Raw genomic sequence first — 19333 nt, 5'->3', positions numbered from 1 at the left:
CGCGGACGCCCGGTGAGCTAGCTCCCGGCGCCCGGGAGCCGCGCGACCCCGAGGGTCGAGGACAGCGTGCGCAGGTCGGCGGCGTCGAGGTAGAGCTCGCCCCGCAGGTGGTCCGTCTCGTGCTGGACGATGCGCGCGGGCCACCCGGTCAGCACGTCGTCGAACGGCTCGCCGGCCTCGTCCTGGCCCGTGAGCCGGACGGCGTGGGCGCGCGTCCGCTCGGCCTGCCAGCCGTGCACGGAGAGGCAGCCCTCGAAGAACGTGCGGGTCTCCCCGCCGACGACCTCGTAGCGCGGGTTCACGAGCACCCGGTACTCCAGGGGGCTCCGCTCCCGGTCGTCGCCGACGTCCGGTGCACCCGGGTCCTCGACCACGGCCACCGCGAGGCCGATGCCGACCTGCGGCGCGGCGAGCCCCACGCCGGGCGCCGCGCGCATGGTCGTGCGCATCGCGTCGAGGAAGCGCGGCAGCGCGTCGCCGAGCTGGCCCGCGTACGGCACGGCCGGCGTGCGCAGCACGGGGTGGCCGGCCTGCACGATCGGCAGGACACCGTCCGGGTACGCGGCGAGGAGCGCGAGCACGTGCTCGCGCAGCGCCTCGTCGACCCCCTGCCGCACGCTCGTGCCCGCCTCGCGTCCCGTCGGCCGTCCGGACGCGCTCACAGGGCGAGCCGCTCGCGCACGACGCCGGCGAGCTGCCCGGCGACCGCGTCGGCCTGCTGCTGCGTCGCCGCCTCGACCATGACCCGGACGAGCGGCTCGGTGCCCGACGGCCGCAGGAGCACCCGCCCCGTCTCGCCGAGCGAGCGCTCCGCACCGGCGACCGCGGCCAGCAGCGCCTCGTCGGTCGACGCGCGCGCCTTGTCCACGCCGGGGACGTTGAGGAGGGTCTGCGGGAGCCGCTGCACGACGCCCGCGAGGTCCGCGAGCTTCTGGCCGGTGGCGCGCACCCGCGCCGCGAGCTGGAGGGCCGTGAGCACGCCGTCGCCCGTCGTCGCGTAGCGCGACATGACGATGTGGCCGGACTGCTCGCCGCCCAGGCCGTAGCCGTGGGCGCGCATCTCCTCGAGCACGTACCGGTCGCCGACGGCCGTCTGGACGGTGCTGATCCCCGCCGCGCGCATCGCGAGCAGCAGCCCGAGGTTGCTCATGACCGTGACGACGAGCGTGTCGTGCGGGAGCGCGCCCTCGTCCTTGAGCGCGAGGGCGAGGACGCCCATGATCTGGTCGCCGTCGACGACGGTGCCCCCGTGGTCGACCGCGATGCAGCGGTCCGCGTCGCCGTCGAACGCGACGCCGAAGTCGGCCTCGGACGCGACGACGACGGCCTGGAGCTGCTCCGGGTGGTTCGAGCCGCACGCCGCGTTGATGTTGCGGCCGTCGGGGCTCGCGTTGATGACGACGACGTCCGCCCCGGCCGCACGCAGCGCCGCGGGCCCGACGTCGCTCGCCGCGCCGTTCGCGCAGTCGACCGCGATCCGCAGGCCGGCCAGCGGCTTGTGATCCTCGTCGGCGCCGATGCTCGACATGAGGTGCTCGACGTACGCGCCGCCCGCGCGACCCGAGTCCGGGGAGATGCGGCCGACGACGCCGTGCGTCGGGCGCTCCCACTCCTGGCCCAGCAGGCTCTCGATGCGGTCCTCGACCGCGTCGTCGAGCTTCACGCCGCCGCGCGCGAGGAACTTGATCCCGTTGTCCTGCATCGGGTTGTGCGACGCCGAGATGACGACGCCGAAGTCGACGTCCATGGTGCTCGTCAGGTAGGCGACGGCCGGGGTCGGCAGGACCCCGACGTCCTTCACGTCGACGCCCGCGCTCGCGAGCCCCGCGATGAGCGCCGCGCCAAGGAACTCCCCGGACACGCGCGTGTCGCGCCCGACGACCGCGCGCGGGCGGTGCCCCTCCTCCTGACCGCTCGCGAGCACACGGGCCGCGGCGACGCCGAGGTCCAGCGCGAGCTCCGCCGTCACGTTGCCGTTCGCGAGACCGCGCACCCCGTCGGTGCCGAAAAGCCGTCCCATGGAAGTCCTTCCCCTCGTACCGGCCGTACGCCGACCGTACGACCGTCAGCCGCTGCCCGCCGTCGACGGGTCTTGGTCACCGCTCCTCACAAACGCCGTCGGCCCCGGTGGACCAGGTCCACCGGGGCCGACGAGCGCACAGCGCAGGATCAGCGCTTGGAGTACTGCGGTGCCTTGCGGGCCTTCTTGAGACCGGCCTTCTTGCGCTCGACGACGCGGGCGTCGCGAGTGAGGAAGCCGGCCTTCTTCAGCGCGGGGCGGTTGTGCTCGGCGTCGATCGCGTTGAGCGCGCGCGCGATCGCCAGGCGCAGCGCGCCGGCCTGGCCCGAGGAGCCGCCGCCCGTGATGCGGGCGACGACGTCGAAGCGACCCTCGACGTCGACCAGCTTCAGCGGGGAGTTGACGAGCTGCTGGTGGACCTTGTTCGGGAAGTAGTCCTCGAGCGTGCGCCCGTTGACCTTCCAGGTGCCGGTGCCGGGGACGAGGCGCACGCGCGCCACGGCCTCCTTGCGGCGGCCCAGGGCCTGGCCGGGGGCGGTGATGCTCTGGCCGCGGCCCGTGGGGGCGGCGGACTCGGAGGTGTAGGTGCTGGGCGTCTCGTCGCCCAGGGTGTCGGTGTCGACGGTGGTCTCGGCCACGGGTGGTGTCCTCGCGTCTCTCTGTGCGCTACGCCTGGGCGGCGATTACTGCGCGACCTGGGTGATCTCGAACGGCTTCGGCTGCTGAGCGGCGTGCGGGTGCTCGGCACCCGCGTAGACCTTCAGCTTGCCGAACTGGGCGCGACCGAGGGTCGTCTTGGGGAGCATGCCCCGGACGGCCTTCTCGACGGCACGCTCGGGGTGCTTGTCGAGCAGGTCGCCGTAGGCGACGGCACGCAGACCACCCGGGTAACCGGAGTGGTTGTAGGCCATCTTCTGCTCGCGCTTGTTGCCGCTCAGGGCGACCTTGCCGGCGTTGATGACGATGACGAAGTCACCGCCGTCGACGTGCGGAGCGAAGGTCGGCTTGTGCTTGCCGCGCAGCAGGGTGGCCACGTGGGTGGCCAGGCGGCCCAGGACGACGTCGGTCGCGTCGATGACGTACCAGTCGCGCTGGACGTCGCCGGGCTTCGGGGTGTACGTACGCACGGTCGTAGCCTTCGTTTCTGTCTCAGGATGTCTTCTTCGACCGCTGAAGCGTGCGGCCGAGAGGGCAGGTCGTTGCGCGGCGGGCTCGGTCGACACCCGCTCCTTGGCCGGCAGCGAGTGGGCGCGCTAGCGACACGGGTGTCGTGAGATGAGCACAACGACTCACCAGACTACCCGCGAGGCAGGCCGCCGGTCAAAGCGGCCGGGCGCTCCCGGACGCACGTCTCGCAGCGCGTCGAGCGGGCCTCGTGGACGCAGCCGGGGCAGTACAGGCGCAGGGTCCGGCAGCTCGGGTCGGCGCAGTTCTCGTACTTCGCCGTCGGCGCCCCGCACGCCGTGCACGCGCCGAGCGGCGTCGAGCCCGGGCCGAGCTCGACGTGCATGCGCTCGTCGAACACGTAGAGCGACCCCTCCCACAGCCCCTGCGAGCCGAACACCTCGCCGTAGCGCACGACGCCGCCGTCGAGCTGGTAGACCTCCTCGAACCCGCGGGCGCGCAGCAGCGCCGACAGCACCTCGCACCGCACGCCCCCCGTGCAGTACGTGACGACGGGCCGGCCCTTGAGGTCGTCGTAGCGGCCCGAGTCGATCTCGGCGACGAAGTCCCTCGTGGTCGCGACGTCGGGCACGACGGCCCCGCGGAAGCGGCCGATCGCCGCCTCGAACGCGTTGCGGCCGTCGAGCATCACGACGTCGTCGCCGCGCTCCTCGACGAGGTCGTGCAGGGCCTGCGGGCTCAGCCGCTCCCCGCCGCCGACGACGCCGCGCTCGTCGACCCGGACCTCGTCCGGCACGCCGAACGCGACGAGCTCGGGGCGCACCTTGACGGACAGGCGCGGGAAGTCGCGGCCCGTGCCGTCGGACCACTTGACGTCGACGCCCTCGAAGCCCGGGTACCGGCGGGTGGTCTTCACGTACTGCTTGAGGTCCTCGACCGTCCCGCCGAGGGTCGCGTTGATCCCGTGCTCCGACACGATCACGCGACCCGTGAGGTGCCACCGCTCCCCCAGCGCCTGCTGCCAGAGCTGCACGGCACGCGGGTCCGGCAGCGGCGTGAAGGCGTAGAAGAGCACGATCTTGTGGACGGCCATGCCCACCAGGATAGGGAGGGCTAGCGCGCCCGACGGACGCGCTCGACGTCCCAGACCGGCTCCGGCGCCTCGACGACCTCGCCGTCCTCGCGGAACACGAGGAACCGGTCGAATCCGCGCGCGAACCACCGGTCGTGCGTCACCGCGAGCACGGTGCCCTGGAAGGCCGCGAGCCCCGCCTCGAGCGCCTCCGCCGAGTGCAGGTCGAGGTTGTCCGTCGGCTCGTCGAGCAGGAGGAGCGTCGCGCCGTCGAGCTCGAGGAGCAGGATCTGGAAGCGCGCCTGCTGGCCACCGGAGAGCGTCTCGAAGCGCTGCTCGGCCTGGCCCACGAGCTCGTACCGGTCGAGCGCCCGGCTCGCGCCCTCGCGCCCCATGCCCGCCCGGTGCCCCTCGCCGCGGTGGAGGATCTCCAGCAGCGTGCGCCCGCGCAGCTCCGGGTGGTCGTGGTTCTGCGCGAACCAGCCCGGCCGCACCCGCGACCCGAGCACGGCCCGGCCCGTGTGCGCCACGGGAGCGGGTGCCGCCGGGCCGCCGGCCACGTCGTCGGGCACGGTGCCCGGCTCGGGGTCGCTCCCGCCCGCGGCGAGGAGGCGCAGGAAGTGCGACTTCCCGGAGCCGTTCGAGCCGAGCACCGCGACGCGCTCGCCGAAGAACACCTCGACGTCGAACGGCTTCATGAGCCCCGTGAGCTCGAGCCGCTCGCACGTCACCGCGCGCTTGGCCGTCCGCCCGCCCGTGAGCCGCACGGTCACGTTCTGGTCGCGAGCGACCACCTCGGGGCGCCCCGCCTCCTCGAACTTGCGCAGGCGCGTGCGCGCGGCCTGGTACCGGCTCGCGAGGCCGTCGTTGAACGCGGCCTTCGTCTTGAGCGTCCGCACGAGCTCCTGGAGCTTGGCGTGCTCCTCGTCCCAGCGGCGCGCGAGCTCGGCGAGCCGCTCGCGGCGGTCCGCGCGGGCCTGGGCGTACGTCGCGAAGCCGCCGCCGTGCACCCACACCGTGCCGCCGCCCGGCGTCGGCTCGAGCGTCGCCACCTGGGTCGCGGTGCGCGACAGCAGCTCGCGGTCGTGGGACACGAAGAGGACCGTCTTGGACGACGCGACGAGCCGCTCCTCGAGCCAGCGCTTCGTCGGCACGTCGAGGTGGTTGTCCGGCTCGTCGAGCAGCAGGACCTCCTCCGGCCCGCGGAGCAGCGCCGTGAGCGCGAGCCGCTTCTGCTCGCCCCCGGACAGCGACCGCACGTCGCGCCACTGCGCCTTCTCGAACGGGACCGACAGCACCTCGTCGGTCACCTCGTCCCAGCCGGCCTCGGCGTCGTAGCCGCCCACGTCGGCCCAGTCCACGAGGGCCTGGGCGTAGCGGAGCTGGGCGGGCTCGTCGTCGACCGTCATGATGTCGTGCTCGGCGGCCGCGAGCTCGAGCGCCGCCTCGCGGACGGCGGTCGGCGCGAGCCCGACGAGCAGGTCGCGCACCGTGCGGTCGTCGTCGATGCGGCCGACGTCCTGGCGCATGACCCCGAGCCCGCCGCTGCGCACGACGGCGCCCCCGTGCGGCGCGACCTCGCCGGTGACGATGCGCAGCAGCGTCGACTTCCCGACGCCGTTGGGCCCCACGAGCGCGACGCGCGCGCCGTCCGCGACCCGCAGGTCGACGCCGTCGAGCAGGGTGCGCCCGTCGGGCAGGTGATACGTGACGTCGCTGAGGTCGAGGTGTCCCACCCCGTCATGGTCCCCGACGTCGGCCGCGCGGTCACGCGCTTTCCGGACCCCGGCGTCCGGCACCTCGGCCGGGCCGGCGCCACCCGCCGGGTGGCGGGATGGCGGATGGCGGGTGGCGGGACGGCGGGATGGCGGGACGGCGGGACGACTCAGCGCCGGCCGCCGCCGAGGAGGCCGCCCAGCCCGCCCAGGAGGTCGCCGAGACCGCCGCCGGAGCCCGACCCGCCGCCCAGGAGCCCGCCGAGGACGTCGCCCAGGCCGCCCCCGCCGGTCTGCGAGGTGCCCGGCCGCTCGCCCGCGCCCTTCCCCGCCGCGGTGCCGCCCGAAGTGCCGCCCGCCGTGCCGCCCGAGGTGCCGGTCGTGGCGCCGCCCGACGACCCGGCGCCGCCGAGCTGCTTCGCGAGGAAGGCCAGCGCGATCGGCGCGAGCGCGGGCAGCACCTTCGCGAGCAGGTCCTTGCCGGTGCCCGTCGACCGGGCGAGCTGCGCGACGACCGCCTGCTCGTTCTGCCCGAACACGTGCCCGACGATCTTGCGGCCGTCGTCGGTGTCGACGTCGTCGAGGTCGACGCCGCCCTCCACGAGCGCCGGGTCGTGCTGCGCGAGGGCCTCGCCGAGCGACGCCGCGCCCGCCGGGTCCTGCGCGTTGGCGCGCAGCCCGCCCAGCAGCGCGGGCAGCGCCGCGCCCACCGCGCGCTGCGCCGTCGCCTCATCGACGCCGAGCCGACCGGCGAGCTGGTCGAGCGGGACGGTGGACAGGATGTCGTCGATGCCGGCCATGGGGTCGTCCTCCGGTTCAGGGGTGCTCCAGCGGGTGCGCACCGGGGCGCGGTGCGGCCCCACCGTAGTCCCGGCCGGGCGTCCTCGCAGGCACTCGCGTCCGGGGCTGCGTCCGGCCCTGCGAGGTGCCAGGGTGGGACGCATGAGCGAAGACACCACCGCCACGAGCCCCGACCCGGAGACGGGCGCCGAGGGCGACACCGACCAGCTCCAGCCCGAGGAGACGCTCCTCGACCGCGGCGTGGACGACGTGCTCGACGAGGGCTACTCCCCGCCCGAGCGCCCCCGCTCGAACCACTTCGGCGAGACGCCGTGGGAAGAGGTGCACGGCGAGACGCTCGACCAGCGCCTGGCCGAGGAGGAGCCGGAGGAGTGGGAGCGCGACCCGTCCGAGCGGCCCGACGAGACCCGCGCGGGCCGCCTCGTCGCGGACCCCGACGCCCTCGACGGGCGCCAGAACGACACGTACGCCGACGACGAGGGGATCTCCGGGGGCGCCGCGGGCGCCGAGGAGGCCGCCGTCCACGTCGTCGAGGAGCCCTGAGAAGCCCTGAGGAAGCCCTGAGGACGAGCGCCCGCCCGCGGCCGGCTCAGGCCGGCTCGCGGGGCGGCGCGTCCTCCCAGACGTCCTCCTCGTTCCGCACGGCGCGGATGCGGTCGGCACGCGCCGCGAGCTCCGCGTCGGGCGGGTAGGTGACCTCCTCGAGCACGAGCCCGTGCGCCGGCACGACGCCCGCCCCCGCGTCCCGGCGCCGGCTCGCGAGGAGCCCCGCGGGCCACCCGACGTCGCGGCGCCCCTCCCCCACGGCGAGCGACGCGCCGACGAGCGCGCGCACCATGTTGTGGCAGAACGCGTCCGCGCGGACGTGCGCGACCACGAGCCCCGCGTCGGGCCCGTCCGCCGGGCGCGACCACGACAGGTGCTGCAGCTCCCGGATGGTCGTCGCGCCGGGTCGCGGCTTGCAGAACGCCGCGAAGTCCCGCACCCCGAGCAGGGGCCGCACGGCGGCGTCCATCGCCGCGACGTCGAGCGGCCGCCGGTTCCACAGCACCCACTCCCGGCGCAGCGGGTCGCGCTGCGCCGGGTCGTCCGCGACGCGGTAGGTGTACGCGCGGTGCAGCGCGGAGAAGCGGGCGTCGAACCCGGCCGGCGCCTGCGCCGCACGGTGCACGACGACGTCCCCCGGCAGCACGCCGCCCAGCCGCGCGACGAGCGCGTCCCCCGGCGCGCGGTCGGACCGGCCGGGCAGCGCCTCCCACTGCGCCCGCGCGAGGTCGACGTGCGCGACCTGCCCCCGCGCGTGCACGCCCGCGTCCGTGCGCCCCGCCACCGTGAGCCGCGGCGCCGCGCCCCGCAGGATCGTCGCGAGCCCGTCCTCGAGCGTGCCCTGCACCGTGCGCAGCGTCGGCTGCCGGGCCCAGCCGGCGAACGCCGTCCCCTGGTAGGCGAGGTCCAGGCGCACGCGCACGACGTCGTCCGGCACCTCGGGTCGCGGGGCGTCGGGGTCCGGGAGGGCGGGGAGCGGGACGGCTGTCACGGGAGTTCACCGTAGTCGCCCGCCCGTGCGCCGCGCGCGCCGCCGTGCCTACGCTGCCGCCCATGACCGGCGACCCGCACGACGTCCGCACCCTCGCCGTCGACTGCGGCGGGGGCGGCATCAAGGCGAACGTGCTCGACGCGTCGGGCACCGCGCACGCCGCGGCCGTGCGCGTCCCCACGCCCTACCCCCTCCCGCCCGACCTCCTCGTCGAGACCGTCGCGGGCATCGCGGCCTCGCTGCCTCCCGCCGACCGCGTCACGGTGGGCATGCCCGGGATGATCCGGCGCGGCGTCGTCGTGCACACGCCCCACTACGTGACGCGCAGCGGGCCCCGGTCGCGCGTGGACCCCGCGCTCGTCGAGGCCTGGACGAGCTTCGACGTCCGCGCGGCCGTCGAGCGCCGGCTCGGCGTCCCGGCGCTCGTGCTCAACGACGCCGAGGTGCACGGCGCGGGCGTCGTCGCGGCGTCCGGGCTCGAGCTGGTGCTGACCCTGGGGACGGGGCTCGGCTCCGCGCTGTTCCACGGGGGCCGGCTCGCGCCGCACCTCGAGTGGTCGCGCGCCCCGGTGCGGCGCGGCACCACGTACGACGAGTACGTCGGCGAGCCCGAGCGCCGCCGCCTCGGAGACGGGCTCTGGTCGCGCCGCGTCCTCGCGGTCGTCGAGGGGCTGCGGCCCGTGTTCTGGTGGGACCGCCTCTACCTGGGCGGTGGCAACTCGCGGCGCATCACCCCGAGCGTCCTCGACCGGCTCGGCGACGACGTGGTCGTGGTGCCGAACTCGGCGGCCCTCGTCGGGGGCGCCCGCGCGTGGGACCTCCCGCCGGCCTGACGCCTCAGCGACCGGCCGTGCCGCGGTCCGGCTCCCCGTCCGCGGTGCGCTGCCTGGGCGCGGCCGCGGCGGGCTCGAGGAGGCCCGGCGTCGCGCCCTCGTCCCCGCCTCCCGGAGGCACGCCCGCGGCGAGCGCGCCGTGCGCGTCGAGCAGGACGCGGTTGAACGCCACGGGCGCGTCCAGGCTCACCAGGTGCCGCGCGCCCGGGACGACGACGAGCCGGGCCGGGGCCCCGCCCGCGCGCGCCGCGGCGAGGAACCCGCGCTCCCCGAGCCGGAAGTGGTCCCAGCGCCCGTTGACGAGCCAGACCGGCGAGTCCGCCGCCGCGAGGGCCCGGACCGGGTCGACCGACCCCACCTCGCGCAGGATCGCGCTCATGACGTCGAGGGCGAACCCGCCGGCCGCGAGGTCGGCGGCGGCCTGGGCCGTCATCGCCCGGTCGACGAGCGCCTGGTTCAGCCCGGCTCCCCCGTCCGGGAGCCGCTCGATGCCGCGCGCGAGGACGAGCCAGCCGCCGCGCAGGCGCGTCGACGGCGGCGTCGAGCACGCGGCGGCGACGAGCCCCACGACGCGCTCGGGGTGCCGCGCGCGCGTCTCGATCGCCACGTAGCCCCCGAGCGACAGCCCGACGACGAGCGCGCGTCCGCCGACCGCGTCGATCCCTGCCGCGACCGCCCCGACCGCGCCGTCGAGCGTGAACGCCTCGCCGCGCCGCACCCCGTGGCCCGGCAGGTCGACCGCGACGGCCCGCACTCCGGCGCGGCCCAGCGCCGCGAGCTGGTCGCGCCACATCGAGCGCGACGTGCGCGACCCGTGCACGAGGACGACGGGTGGCCACGTCCCGGCCCCGGTCCCGGTCCCGGTCCCGGGCGACGCGTCGGTGGAGGTCACGTCTCGACCGTAGGGCCTGCTCCACGCGAGATCGACCCGGGGGAACACGACAGGGCCGGAGGCTCGCCAGGCCGGGGACGCCGCAGGGCCCGGGACCGTACGGTCCCGGGCCCTGCACGACGAGCCCCGGAGGGCTCGGGCGGGAAGAGGAGGCTCAGGCCTCCTTCTTCTCCTCCGTGGCGTCCTCGACGGGCGCGTCCTGGACGTCCTCGGCGGGAGCGTCCTCGACGGCGGCGTCCTCGACGGGCGCGTCCTCGACCTTGTCGGCCTTCTTGGACGGCTTGTCGGCCTTCTTCTTGCTCGCCTTCTCGGCAGCCTTCTCCGCCTCGCGGACGACGGCCTGCTTCGGGCTGACGGGCTCGGTCACGAGCTCGATCACCGCGAGGGGCGCGTTGTCGCCCTTGCGCGTGCCGACCTTCGTGATGCGCGTGTAGCCACCCTCACGCTCCGCCATCTGCGGGGCGATCTCGGTGAACAGCGTGTGCACCACGGACTTGTCGCGGACGACGCGCAGGACGCGACGGCGCGCGTGCAGGTCGCCGCGCTTGGCGAACGTGATGAGGCGCTCGGCCACCGGGCGCAGGCGCTTCGCCTTGGTCTCGGTGGTCGTGATGCGGCCGTGCTCGAAGAGCTGGGTGGACAGGTTCGCGAGCATCAGGCGCTCGTGAGCCGGTCCGCTGCCGAGCCGGGGGCCCTTGGCGGGGGTAGGCATGGGATGTGCTCCTTGGGAAGTGATCGCGCCGCAGGTGCGGACCCGGACGCGCTGAGGTGTCTAGAGCCGCAGGCTCAGTACTGCTGCTCGGTGTCCGAGAACGTCGCCTCGTCGTCGTCGCCGTCGTAGTACGCGGCGGCCGACGGGTCGAAGTCGAGCGGCGAGTCCTTGAGGGACAGGCCGAGCTCGGCGAGCTTCTCCTTCACCTCGTTGATGGACTTCGCACCGAAGTTGCGGATGTCCAGCAGGTCCGCCTCGCTGCGTGCGACGAGCTCGCCCACCTGGTGGATGCCCTCGCGCTTGAGGCAGTTGTACGAGCGGATCGTGAGGTTGAGCTCCTCGATCGGCAGCGCCAGGTCCGCGGCCAGGGCCGCGTCCGTCGGCGACGGACCGATCTCGATGCCCTCGGCCTCGACGTTGAGCTCGCGGGCGAGGCCGAAGAGCTCCACCAGCGTCTTGCCGGCCGACGCGAGCGCGTCGCGCGGCGAGATCGCCGGCTTCGTCTCGACGTCCACGACCAGCTTGTCGAAGTCCGTGCGCTGCTCGACACGCGTCGCCTCGACCTTGTAGGTCACCTTGAGGACCGGCGAGTAGATCGAGTCGACCGGGATCCGGCCGATCTCGGCGTCGAACGACTTGTTCTGCGAGGCCGAGACGTAGCCACGGCCGCGCTCGACGGTCAGCTCGATCTCGAGCTTGCCCTTGTCGTTGAGCGTGGCGATGTGCAGCTCGGGGTTGTGGACCTCCACACCCGCGGGCGGGACGATGTCCGCCGCGGTGACCGCACCAGTACCCTGCTTGCGCAGGTACATCACGACGGGCTCGTCGTTCTCCGAGGAGACGACGAGGTTCTTGATGTTGAGGATGACCTCGGTCACGTCCTCCTTCACACCCGGCACGGTGGTGAACTCGTGGAGCACACCGTCGATGCGGATGGAGGTGACCGCCGCGCCCGGGATGGACGACAGCAGCGTGCGACGCAGCGAGTTGCCGAGCGTGTAGCCGAAGCCGGGCTCCAGCGGCTCGATGGAGAAGCGCGAACGGTTCTCCGAGATGACCTCTTCGGTCAAGGTGGGGCGCTGTGCGATCAGCACTGGTGGTTTCCTTTCGGTGAGCGTCCGCCATATGACGCTGCACGGTTCAAGGCGAGGTGCGTGCCTGCGGCACGCGGCCCCGGCCGGGACTCTGTCCACCCGGCCGGGAAGGGTGCGTCGACCCCGTCAGGAGGCGGCTGCCCCGTGACGGGCGCCGTCGACGGGCTCGGCCGGTCGGTGACCGGGCGGCCCGGCGACGGCACGCCGACGACGAGGGTCAGACGCGACGACGCTTGGGCGGCCGGCACCCGTTGTGCGCCTGCGGCGTCACGTCCTGGATCGAGCCGACCTCGAGGCCGGCCGACTGCAGCGAGCGGATCGCAGTCTCGCGACCCGAGCCCGGGCCCTTGACGAAGACGTCGACCTTCTTCATGCCTTGCTCCTGCGCCTTGCGGGCAGCGGCCTCGGCCGCGAGGCCGGCGGCGAAGGGGGTCGACTTGCGGGAGCCCTTGAAGCCGACGTCGCCGCCGGAGGCCCACGCGATCACGGCGCCCGACGGGTCCGTGATCGACACGATCGTGTTGTTGAACGTGCTCTTGATGTGCGCCTGGCCGGCGGGGACGTTCTTCTTGTCCTTGCGACGAGGCTTGCGCCCAGCGGCGGCGCGAGTCTTGGGAGGCATGTCCTTCTTCTCTCCTGGTCTGAGGTGGTCTGACCGCGGGGATCTCCACCCGGCACGGGACGGACCGTGAGGTCCGCGTCAGTGCGCGAGCAGGGCCCGCCCTGCGGACTGGCTCAGCGGGCCTTCTTCTTGCCGGCCACGGTGCGCTTCGGTCCCTTGCGCGTACGCGCGTTGGTCTTCGTGCGCTGGCCGCGCACAGGCAGGCCGCGGCGGTGACGCAGGCCCTGGTAGGTGCCGATCTCGACCTTGCGGCGGATGTCGGCGGCCACCTCACGACGGAGGTCACCCTCGAGCTTGTAGTTGCCCTCGAGGTAGTCGCGGAGCGCGACGAGCTCGGCGTCGCCGAGGTCCTTCACGCGGGCGTCCGGGCTGATGCCGGTGGCGGCCAGCGTCTGCTGGGCGCGGGTACGGCCGACGCCGTAGATGTAGGTGAGCGCGACCTCGAGCCGCTTGTCGCGGGGGAGGTCGACGCCGATGAGACGTGCCATGTGCCTTTCGGCTCCTCGTGCTTCGTCGGAGGTCTGTCGCACCGCCCTCCCACGGGGAGCTCCGTGGGCCCCGGCCTCCGAGCCGGGGGTTCCCCTGCCTGTGGCGTTCTCCTCCCGGACTCGCGTCCGGGGTGCCGAGCAGGTTCGTGGTGGTGCGCTGGTGGCCGGCCGTCGTCGTGACGGGCGGCCTGGTGACCGCGGTCCCGGAGGACCGTCACCCGTGGCGCAGGTGAGGGCTCAGCCCTGGCGCTGCTTGTGCCGCAGGTTCTCGCAGATCACCATGACGCGACCGTGCCGGCGGATCACCTTGCACTTGTCGCAGATCTTCTTGACGCTGGGCTTGACCTTCATCTTCGTTCCCTCAGTGGTGCCCCGCTCCGGGCGCGACCGACGAGCGGCCCCGGTGGTCCCGGGTGCGAGGCGGGTGAGTGGGTGGACGCGTGACGACTACTTGTAGCGGTAGACGATCCGGCCGCGGGACAGGTCGTACGGGCTCAGCTCGACCACGACCCGGTCCTCGGGGAGGATCCGGATGTAGTGCTGGCGCATCTTGCCCGAGATGTGCGCGAGAACCTTGTGCCCGTTGGCCAGCTCCACGCGGAACATCGCGTTCGGCAGGGCCTCGACCACGCTGCCCTCGATCTCGATGACACCGTCCTTCTTTGCCATGTCCTCCGCTAACTCTCGTCTGAACTGCTAGGACTCCCGCGCACGCCCGACCCGAGGGTCGTCCGATCGTGGGAGGTGCGTGGAGCCGCGTGCGGTGGTCGGTCGCCCGGGTCCCGAGGGACGGGGGCCGGATGAACGACGTGCACGGACTACACCCGACGGACCATCCTACGGCATCCGGCAAGGGACGGGAAACCGTGGTGGGCGTGCGCGCGGTGCGACGTGTCACTCCCCCGTCGTGCCGGGTGCCGTCGGGCGCTGCCGGACGGGGGCGAGGCGGCCCGCGACGGGCCGGTGCGCGGTCAGGCCGCGAGCGGTGCGACGCGCACGCCGAGCTCCGCGAGCTCCGCGGCGCCGCCGTCGGGCGCGGTGAGGACCCAGATGCCCTCGTCGAGGATCGCGACGCTGTGCTCCCAGTGCGCGGCACGGGTGCCGTCGTCGGTCACGACCGTCCAGTCGTCCTCGCACACCTCGGTGAACCGCTCGCCCCGCGTGAGCATCGGCTCGATCGCGAGGCACATGCCCGGGCGCAGCCGCGGGCCCTTCTCACGCGTGCGGTAGTTCGGGACGTCCGGGGGCTGGTGCATCGCGGACCCGATCCCGTGGCCGACGTAGTCCTCGACGATGCCGTAGGTCACGCCGTCCGACTCCCCCGAGACACGCACCGAGTCCTCGATGGCGGCCCCGACGTCGCACAGCCGCTCGCTCGTCGCGAGGGCGGCGATCCCGGCCCACATGGCGCGGCGCGTCGCCTCGACGAGCGCCTCGTCCTGCGGGTCGCCCTCGCCGAGCACGAACGAGACCGCCGAGTCGCCGTGCCAGCCGTCGACGACGGCCCCGCAGTCGACGGAGACGACGTCGCCCGGGCGCAGCTCGCGCGGCCCGGGGATGCCGTGGACGACCTCGTCGTTCACCGACACGCAGAGCGACGCCGGGTAGCCCTCGTACCCGAGGAACGACGGCGTCGCCCCGGCGTCCGCGATGACCGCGGCGGCGAGCGCGTCGAGGTCGGCGGTCGTCATGCCCGGTCGGACGGCGTCGCGCACCGTCCCGAGCGCGCGCGCCACGACGAGGCCGGCGCTGCGCATGGACCGGACCTGGTCGTGCGTCTTGTACTCGATGCGCTCGCGACCGAACACCCTGCTGCTCCTCAGAACCGACGGAAAGACGTGCGGGCGCTCAGCCGACGAGCGCGGTCAGCGCCGACACGATGCGGCCGGTGACCTCGTCGATGTCGCCGATCCCGTCGACGCGCACCAGCAGGCCGCGGTCCGCGTAGGCGGAGGTGAGCGGCGCCGTCTGCTCCGCGTAGATGTCGAGGCGGCGCGCGATGGCCTCCTCCGTGTCGTCCTCGCGGCCCTCGATCTCCGCGCGCTTCGCGAGGCGCGCGAGCAGCTCGTCACGGTCGGCGGTGAGCTCCACGACGCCGTCCAGCGCGACCCCCAGGTCGGCGAGGATCGCGTCGAGCTCGACGACCTGGGCCGCGTTGCGCGGGTAGCCGTCGAGGATGAACCCCTGCGCGGCGTCGTCCTGCGCGAGACGGTCGCGGACCATCGCGTTCGTCACCGAGTCGGGGACGAGGTCGCCCTTCGCGGTGTACTCCTGCGCGAGGCGGCCGAGCTCCGTGCCGCCCTTGATGTTCGCCCGGAAGATGTCGCCGGTCGAGATCGCCGGGATGGACAGCTGCTCGGCGAGCCGGGCGGCCTGCGTCCCCTTGCCCGCGCCCTGCGGGCCCATGATGACGAGGCGCGCGGGGCGCGCGGCGGACTGGCCGTCGGTGGCGTTGCTCAACGGAGGAACCCTTCGTAGTGGCGCTGCTGCAGCTGGGAGTTGATCTGCTTGACCGTCTCCAGGCCGACGCCGACGACGATGATGATCGAGGAGCCACCGAACGGGATGTTCGTGCTCACGCCGAGCCCGATGAGGACCAGCGTCGGCAGCAGTGCGACGAGCGCGAGGTAGATGGCACCCGCGGAGGTGATGCGGGTGATGACGTAGTCGAGGTACTCGGCGGTGGGCCGGCCGGCACGGATGCCCGGGATGAAGCCGCCGTACTTCTTCATGTTGTCCGCGACCTCGTCCGGGTTGAACGTGATCGACGTGTAGAAGAAGCAGAAGAACAGGATCATCAGCACGTACAGCAGGATGTGCAGCGGCGCGGACGGGTCGGCCAGGTTGGTGCTGATCCAGATCACCCAGTCGGCGCTCTGGTCGCCGAACTGCGCGATGAGGCCCGGGACCGCGAGCAGCGAGGCCGCGAAGATCACCGGGATGACGCCCGCCATGTTGATCTTGATCGGGATGTAGGTGCTCGAGCCGCCGTACATCCGGCGACCGACCATGCGCTTGGCGTACTGCACCGGCACGCGGCGCTGCGACTGCTCGACGAACACGACCAGCCCGATGACGAGCACGATGACCGCGATCATGATGATGAAGTTCGTCGCGCCGTTCGCGCCGCCGGCGATCGACCACAGGGCGGTCGGGAAGCTCGCGGCGATGGACGTGAAGATGAGCAGCGACATGCCGTTGCCGACGCCGCGCTCCGTGATGAGCTCGCCGAGCCACATGATGAGGCCGGTGCCCGCTGTCATCGTGATGACCATGAGGGCCATCGTGACGAAGCTGGCGTCCGGGATGACGTCGACGGAGCAGCCCTGGAAGAGCAGGCCGTTGCGCGCCGTCGTGATGACGGTCGTCGACTGGAGGATGGCGAGCGCGATCGTCAGGTAGCGCGTGTACTGCGTGAGCTTCGCCTGGCCCGACTGGCCCTCCTTGTGGAGCGCCTCGAAGCGAGGGATCACGACGCGCAGCAGCTGGACGATGATGCTCGCGGTGATGTACGGCATGATGCCGAGCGCGAAGATCGACAGCTGGAGCAGCGCGCCGCCGCTGAAGAGGTTGACCAGGCTGAGCAGGTCGTTGCCGTCGGCGGTCTCCTCGATGCACTGCTGCACGTTGGGGTAGTCCACGCCGGGCGTGGGGATGAACGACCCCACCCGGAAGATCGCCATGATCGCGATCGTGAACAGCAGCTTGCGCCGCAGGTCGGGCGTCCGGAAAGCCCGGGCGAATGCGCTGAGCACCTATCCTCCTGGCCCGCCGAGGCGGGATGTCGTGTCGCCGGGAGGCCCGGCGAGGTGTGACGCACGGCACGGGCGCCAAGAGGCACCCTAGCCGTAGCGCCGCGTCGAACGGCAAGTCGGTCCCGATCACCGGACGGGCCGGCCGTGGACCTGGGAGTGACGGCGGTCACCCCCGGGGTGCGGGGAGACAGCCGTCGGAGAGTCTAGACCGTGGTCCGCTGCCGGACGGACCACGGGTCGTGCAGGGAGGCGCCCTCAGACGCGGACAGGGCCGACGGCGCGTACGCGCCACCGGCCCTGTCCAGGTGTGTCAGTCCTCCGAGACCGAACCGCCGGCCGCGAGGATCTTCTCGCGAGCCGCGCCCGAGAGGGCGTCGACCGCGACCTCGAGCTTGACGGTGATCTCACCCGTGCCGAGCACCTTGACGAGCTGGCCCTTGCGGACCGCGCCCTTCGCGACGAGGTCCTCGACGGTGACCTGGCCACCCTCGGGGTACAGCGCCGCGAGCTTGTCCAGGTTCACGACCTGGTACTCGGTGCGGAACGGGTTCTTGAAGCCGCGCAGCTTCGGGAGGCGCATGTGCAGAGGCATCTGCCCGCCCTCGAAGCGCTCGGGAACCTGGTAACGAGCCTTCGTACCCTTGGTACCACGGCCCGCCGTCTTACCCTTCGACGCCTCACCACGACCCACGCGGGTCTTGGCCTTCTTGGCGCCGGGAGCCGGACGCAGGTGGTGGACCTTGAGCGTGCCGCCGGCACCCTCGGTCTGCGCGGGGGTCTGCTCGGCCTTCGCCGGAGCCGACGCCTTCGCAGCGGTCTTCTTCTTCGGAGCCTCGGCGGTCTCCTTGGTGGCCTTCTCAGCCATGGTCACTCGACCTCCTCAACGGTGACGAGGTGCGCCACCGTCGCGACCATGCCGCGGATCTCCGGGCGGTCCTCCTTCACGGCGGTGTCGCCGATCCGCTTGAGGCCCAGAGTGCGCAGCGTGTCGCGCTGGTTCTGCTTGCCGCCGATGGCGGACTTCGTCTGGGTCACCTTGAGCCTGGCCATCAGGCGTTCACCCCCGCAGCACGGGCACGCAGGAGCGCGGCCGGGGCCACGTCCTCGAGCGGGAGACCACGGCGCGCGGCGACAGCCTCAGGCTGCTCCAGGTTGCGCAGGGCCTCGACGGTCGCGTGCACGATGTTGATCGCGTTGGACGAGCCGAGCGACTTGCTCAGCACGTCGTGGATGCCCGCGCACTCCAGCACGGCGCGCACCGGACCGCCGGCGATCACACCGGTACCCGGAGCGGCCGGACGGAGGAACACGACGCCGGCGGCGGCCTCACCCTGGATGGGGTGCGGGATGGTGCCCTGGATGCGCGGGACCTTGAAGAAGTTCTTCTTGGCCTCCTCGACACCCTTGGCGATCGCCGCGGGCACCTCCTTCGCCTTGCCGTAGCCGACGCCGACGGTGCCGTCGCCGTCGCCCACCACGACGAGCGCGGTGAAGCTGAAGCGGCGGCCGCCCTTGACGACCTTGGAGACGCGGTTGATGGTGACGACGCGCTCGACGAAGGCGTTCTTCTCGGCTGCGTCGCCACGGCGACCGTCGCGACGGTCACCGCGACGGTCGTCGCGGCGCCCCCCGCGCGCGTTCTGGTCGCTCGACTCGTTGGCGGCACCCGTGGGGGCGCCGGTGTTGCTGCGCTGCCCTGCAGCCATCAGAGAATCCTTTGCTTCCGTGTGGGGATGGTCGGCGTCGTCACAGGGACAGACCGCCCTCGCGAGCGCCGTCGGCGACCGCAGCGACCCGACCGTGGTACTTGTTGCCACCACGGTCGAAGACGACGGAGTCGACGCCCTTGGCCTTCGCACGCTCGGCGACGAGCTCGCCGACCTTGCGGGCCTTGGCGCTCTTGTCGCCGTCGAGCGCACGCAGGTCCGCCTCGAGCGACGAGGCCGACGCGAGCGTCTGACCGATCGTGTCGTCCACGACCTGAGCCGTGATGTGACGCGTGGAACGCGTCACCACGAGGCGCGGACGACCGGCGGTCCCCTTGATCTTCTTGCGCAGGCGCAGGTGCCGGCGCTGACGCGCGACGGCCTTGCCCTTGCCGAGAACCTTCAGAGCCATCGTTACTTACCAGCCTTTCCAGCCTTGCGGCGGACGACCTCGCCGGCGTAACGCACACCCTTGCCCTTGTACGGCTCGGGCTTGCGGATCTTGCGGATGTTCGCTGCGATCTCGCCGACCTGCTGCTTGTCGATGCCGGAGACCGAGAACTTCGTCGGGCTCTCGACCGCGAACGTGATGCCCGCGGGCGGGGTCACGACGACCGGGTGGCTGAAGCCGAGGGCGAACTCGAGGTCCGAGCCCTTGGCCGTCACGCGGTAACCGGTGCCGACGATCTCGAGCTTCTTCTCGTAGCCCTGCGTCACGCCCTGGACGAGGTTCGCCAGGAGGGTGCGGGTCAGGCCGTGCAGCGCGCGGGACTCGCGCTCGTCGTTCGGGCGCGACACCACGAGGGTGCCGTCCTCCTGAGCGACCTGGATGGGGGCGGGCACGTGGTGCTCGAGCGAGCCCTTGGGGCCCTTCACGGTCACGAGCGCGCCGCTGATGGTGACGTCCACTCCGGCGGGAACCGGAACGGGGATCTTGCCGATTCGAGACATGGCGTATCTC

The 19333-nt window shown here is 73.1% G+C and carries 25 protein-coding genes; 2 read left to right on the top strand and 23 right to left on the bottom strand.

All coding sequences use genetic code 11. The features are described from left to right. Nucleotides 1-17 precede the first annotated feature (17 nt). The 7 genes from HKK73_RS05250 to HKK73_RS05220 all read right to left on the bottom strand — a co-directional run bounded on the left by HKK73_RS05250 (nt 18) and on the right by HKK73_RS05220 (nt 6732). Nucleotides 18-662: a peptide deformylase gene (locus HKK73_RS05250; RefSeq protein ID WP_371810585.1), complete on the bottom strand. Its 645-nt coding sequence runs from the start codon at nt 660-662 to the stop codon at nt 18-20. Beyond that, nucleotides 659-2020 (bottom strand): phosphoglucosamine mutase, encoded by a 1362-nt coding sequence (gene glmM / locus HKK73_RS05245; RefSeq protein WP_043658749.1) that lies wholly within the window; start codon nt 2018-2020, stop codon nt 659-661. The genes HKK73_RS05250 and glmM overlap by 4 nt, the downstream gene beginning before the upstream one ends. 149 nt (nt 2021-2169) lie before the next feature. Beyond that, nucleotides 2170-2658 (bottom strand): 30S ribosomal protein S9, encoded by a 489-nt coding sequence (gene rpsI, locus HKK73_RS05240; protein WP_021479846.1) that lies wholly within the window; start codon nt 2656-2658, stop codon nt 2170-2172. A gap of 45 nt (nt 2659-2703) precedes the next feature. Next, a complete protein-coding gene (gene rplM, locus HKK73_RS05235) occupies nt 2704-3147 on the bottom strand; it encodes a 50S ribosomal protein L13 (RefSeq protein WP_021479847.1) in 444 nt (147 codons plus the stop codon). 170 nt (nt 3148-3317) lie between these two features. Next, entirely contained in the window at nt 3318-4238 is a 921-nt protein-coding gene (locus HKK73_RS05230; RefSeq protein ID WP_137280105.1) for a rhodanese-related sulfurtransferase, read from the bottom strand. 20 nt (nt 4239-4258) lie between these two features. Further along, nucleotides 4259-5953 carry an ABC-F family ATP-binding cassette domain-containing protein gene (locus HKK73_RS05225; RefSeq protein ID WP_043658747.1) on the bottom strand — a complete coding sequence of 565 codons (1695 nt, stop codon included), beginning with the start codon at nt 5951-5953 and terminating at the stop codon, nt 4259-4261. A 149-nt stretch (nt 5954-6102) separates the two neighbouring features. Beyond that, the gene (locus HKK73_RS05220; protein ID WP_171467572.1) at nt 6103-6732 is read right to left on the bottom strand and encodes a DUF937 domain-containing protein; all 630 of its coding nucleotides are present in this window, start codon (nt 6730-6732) and stop codon (nt 6103-6105) included. Nucleotides 6733-6874: 142 nt separating this feature from the next. Between HKK73_RS05220 and HKK73_RS05215 the strand changes: the two genes are divergently transcribed. Next, on the top strand, nt 6875-7276 hold the full coding sequence (locus HKK73_RS05215; RefSeq protein WP_034654904.1) for a DUF5709 domain-containing protein: 402 nt from the start codon (nt 6875-6877) through the stop codon (nt 7274-7276). A gap of 46 nt (nt 7277-7322) precedes the next feature. On the opposite strand, the gene truA is transcribed toward HKK73_RS05215, so the two are convergent. Next, nucleotides 7323-8216 carry a tRNA pseudouridine(38-40) synthase TruA gene (gene truA / locus HKK73_RS05210; RefSeq protein WP_144722488.1) on the bottom strand — a complete coding sequence of 298 codons (894 nt, stop codon included), beginning with the start codon at nt 8214-8216 and terminating at the stop codon, nt 7323-7325. Nucleotides 8217-8332: 116 nt separating this feature from the next. Between truA and HKK73_RS05205 the strand changes: the two genes are divergently transcribed. Next, nucleotides 8333-9103 (top strand): ROK family protein, encoded by a 771-nt coding sequence (locus HKK73_RS05205; RefSeq protein WP_171467571.1) that lies wholly within the window; start codon nt 8333-8335, stop codon nt 9101-9103. Nucleotides 9104-9107: 4 nt separating this feature from the next. Here HKK73_RS05205 and HKK73_RS05200 read toward each other — a convergent pair whose 3' ends face one another. The 15 genes from HKK73_RS05200 to rplF form a co-directional block, all read right to left on the bottom strand. Beyond that, entirely contained in the window at nt 9108-9995 is an 888-nt protein-coding gene (locus HKK73_RS05200) for an alpha/beta fold hydrolase (protein WP_253705791.1), read from the bottom strand. A gap of 154 nt (nt 9996-10149) precedes the next feature. After that, nucleotides 10150-10707 carry a 50S ribosomal protein L17 gene (gene rplQ / locus HKK73_RS05195; RefSeq protein WP_021479761.1) on the bottom strand — a complete coding sequence of 186 codons (558 nt, stop codon included), beginning with the start codon at nt 10705-10707 and terminating at the stop codon, nt 10150-10152. Between the two features lie 74 nt (nt 10708-10781). After that, nucleotides 10782-11801: a DNA-directed RNA polymerase subunit alpha gene (locus HKK73_RS05190; RefSeq protein WP_171467570.1), complete on the bottom strand. Its 1020-nt coding sequence runs from the start codon at nt 11799-11801 to the stop codon at nt 10782-10784. Between the two features lie 217 nt (nt 11802-12018). Then, nucleotides 12019-12423 carry a 30S ribosomal protein S11 gene (rpsK, locus tag HKK73_RS05185; protein ID WP_171467569.1) on the bottom strand — a complete coding sequence of 135 codons (405 nt, stop codon included), beginning with the start codon at nt 12421-12423 and terminating at the stop codon, nt 12019-12021. Between the two features lie 113 nt (nt 12424-12536). Next, nucleotides 12537-12911, bottom strand: a complete 375-nt coding sequence (gene rpsM, locus HKK73_RS05180) for a 30S ribosomal protein S13 (protein ID WP_021479758.1) — start codon at nt 12909-12911, stop codon at nt 12537-12539. 237 nt (nt 12912-13148) lie between these two features. Continuing rightward, nucleotides 13149-13262 carry a 50S ribosomal protein L36 gene (gene rpmJ / locus HKK73_RS05175; RefSeq protein ID WP_009740505.1) on the bottom strand — a complete coding sequence of 38 codons (114 nt, stop codon included), beginning with the start codon at nt 13260-13262 and terminating at the stop codon, nt 13149-13151. 96 nt (nt 13263-13358) lie between these two features. Then, on the bottom strand, nt 13359-13580 hold the full coding sequence (infA, locus tag HKK73_RS05170; protein WP_012867920.1) for a translation initiation factor IF-1: 222 nt from the start codon (nt 13578-13580) through the stop codon (nt 13359-13361). 302 nt (nt 13581-13882) lie between these two features. Beyond that, the gene (gene map, locus HKK73_RS05165; protein ID WP_043651996.1) at nt 13883-14719 is read right to left on the bottom strand and encodes a type I methionyl aminopeptidase; all 837 of its coding nucleotides are present in this window, start codon (nt 14717-14719) and stop codon (nt 13883-13885) included. 40 nt (nt 14720-14759) lie between these two features. Then, nucleotides 14760-15317: an adenylate kinase gene (locus tag HKK73_RS05160; RefSeq protein ID WP_031315308.1), complete on the bottom strand. Its 558-nt coding sequence runs from the start codon at nt 15315-15317 to the stop codon at nt 14760-14762. 50 nt (nt 15318-15367) lie between these two features. Beyond that, on the bottom strand, nt 15368-16666 hold the full coding sequence (secY, locus tag HKK73_RS05155) for a preprotein translocase subunit SecY (protein WP_171467568.1): 1299 nt from the start codon (nt 16664-16666) through the stop codon (nt 15368-15370). Between the two features lie 310 nt (nt 16667-16976). Continuing rightward, the gene (rplO, locus tag HKK73_RS05150; RefSeq protein ID WP_074808895.1) at nt 16977-17531 is read right to left on the bottom strand and encodes a 50S ribosomal protein L15; all 555 of its coding nucleotides are present in this window, start codon (nt 17529-17531) and stop codon (nt 16977-16979) included. Nucleotides 17532-17533: 2 nt separating this feature from the next. Further along, on the bottom strand, nt 17534-17716 hold the full coding sequence (gene rpmD, locus HKK73_RS05145; RefSeq protein ID WP_021480439.1) for a 50S ribosomal protein L30: 183 nt from the start codon (nt 17714-17716) through the stop codon (nt 17534-17536). Further along, nucleotides 17716-18372, bottom strand: coding sequence for a 30S ribosomal protein S5 (rpsE, locus tag HKK73_RS05140; protein ID WP_021480438.1), 657 nt, complete (start codon nt 18370-18372; stop codon nt 17716-17718). Before rpsE ends, rpmD begins: the two co-directional genes overlap by 1 nt. Nucleotides 18373-18412: 40 nt before the next feature. Beyond that, entirely contained in the window at nt 18413-18784 is a 372-nt protein-coding gene (gene rplR / locus HKK73_RS05135) for a 50S ribosomal protein L18 (RefSeq protein WP_021480437.1), read from the bottom strand. A gap of 2 nt (nt 18785-18786) precedes the next feature. Next, nucleotides 18787-19323 (bottom strand): 50S ribosomal protein L6, encoded by a 537-nt coding sequence (gene rplF, locus HKK73_RS05130; RefSeq protein WP_021480436.1) that lies wholly within the window; start codon nt 19321-19323, stop codon nt 18787-18789. Nucleotides 19324-19333 lie beyond the last annotated feature (10 nt).

Origin of the sequence: Cellulosimicrobium sp. 72-3 (genome assembly GCF_013127315.1) — a bacterium.
In the GTDB taxonomy this organism is placed as follows: domain Bacteria; phylum Actinomycetota; class Actinomycetes; order Actinomycetales; family Cellulomonadaceae; genus Cellulosimicrobium; species Cellulosimicrobium funkei.
The sequence above is the reverse complement of the archived record's forward strand: the minus strand, read 5'-3'. Positions and strand labels throughout refer to the sequence as shown.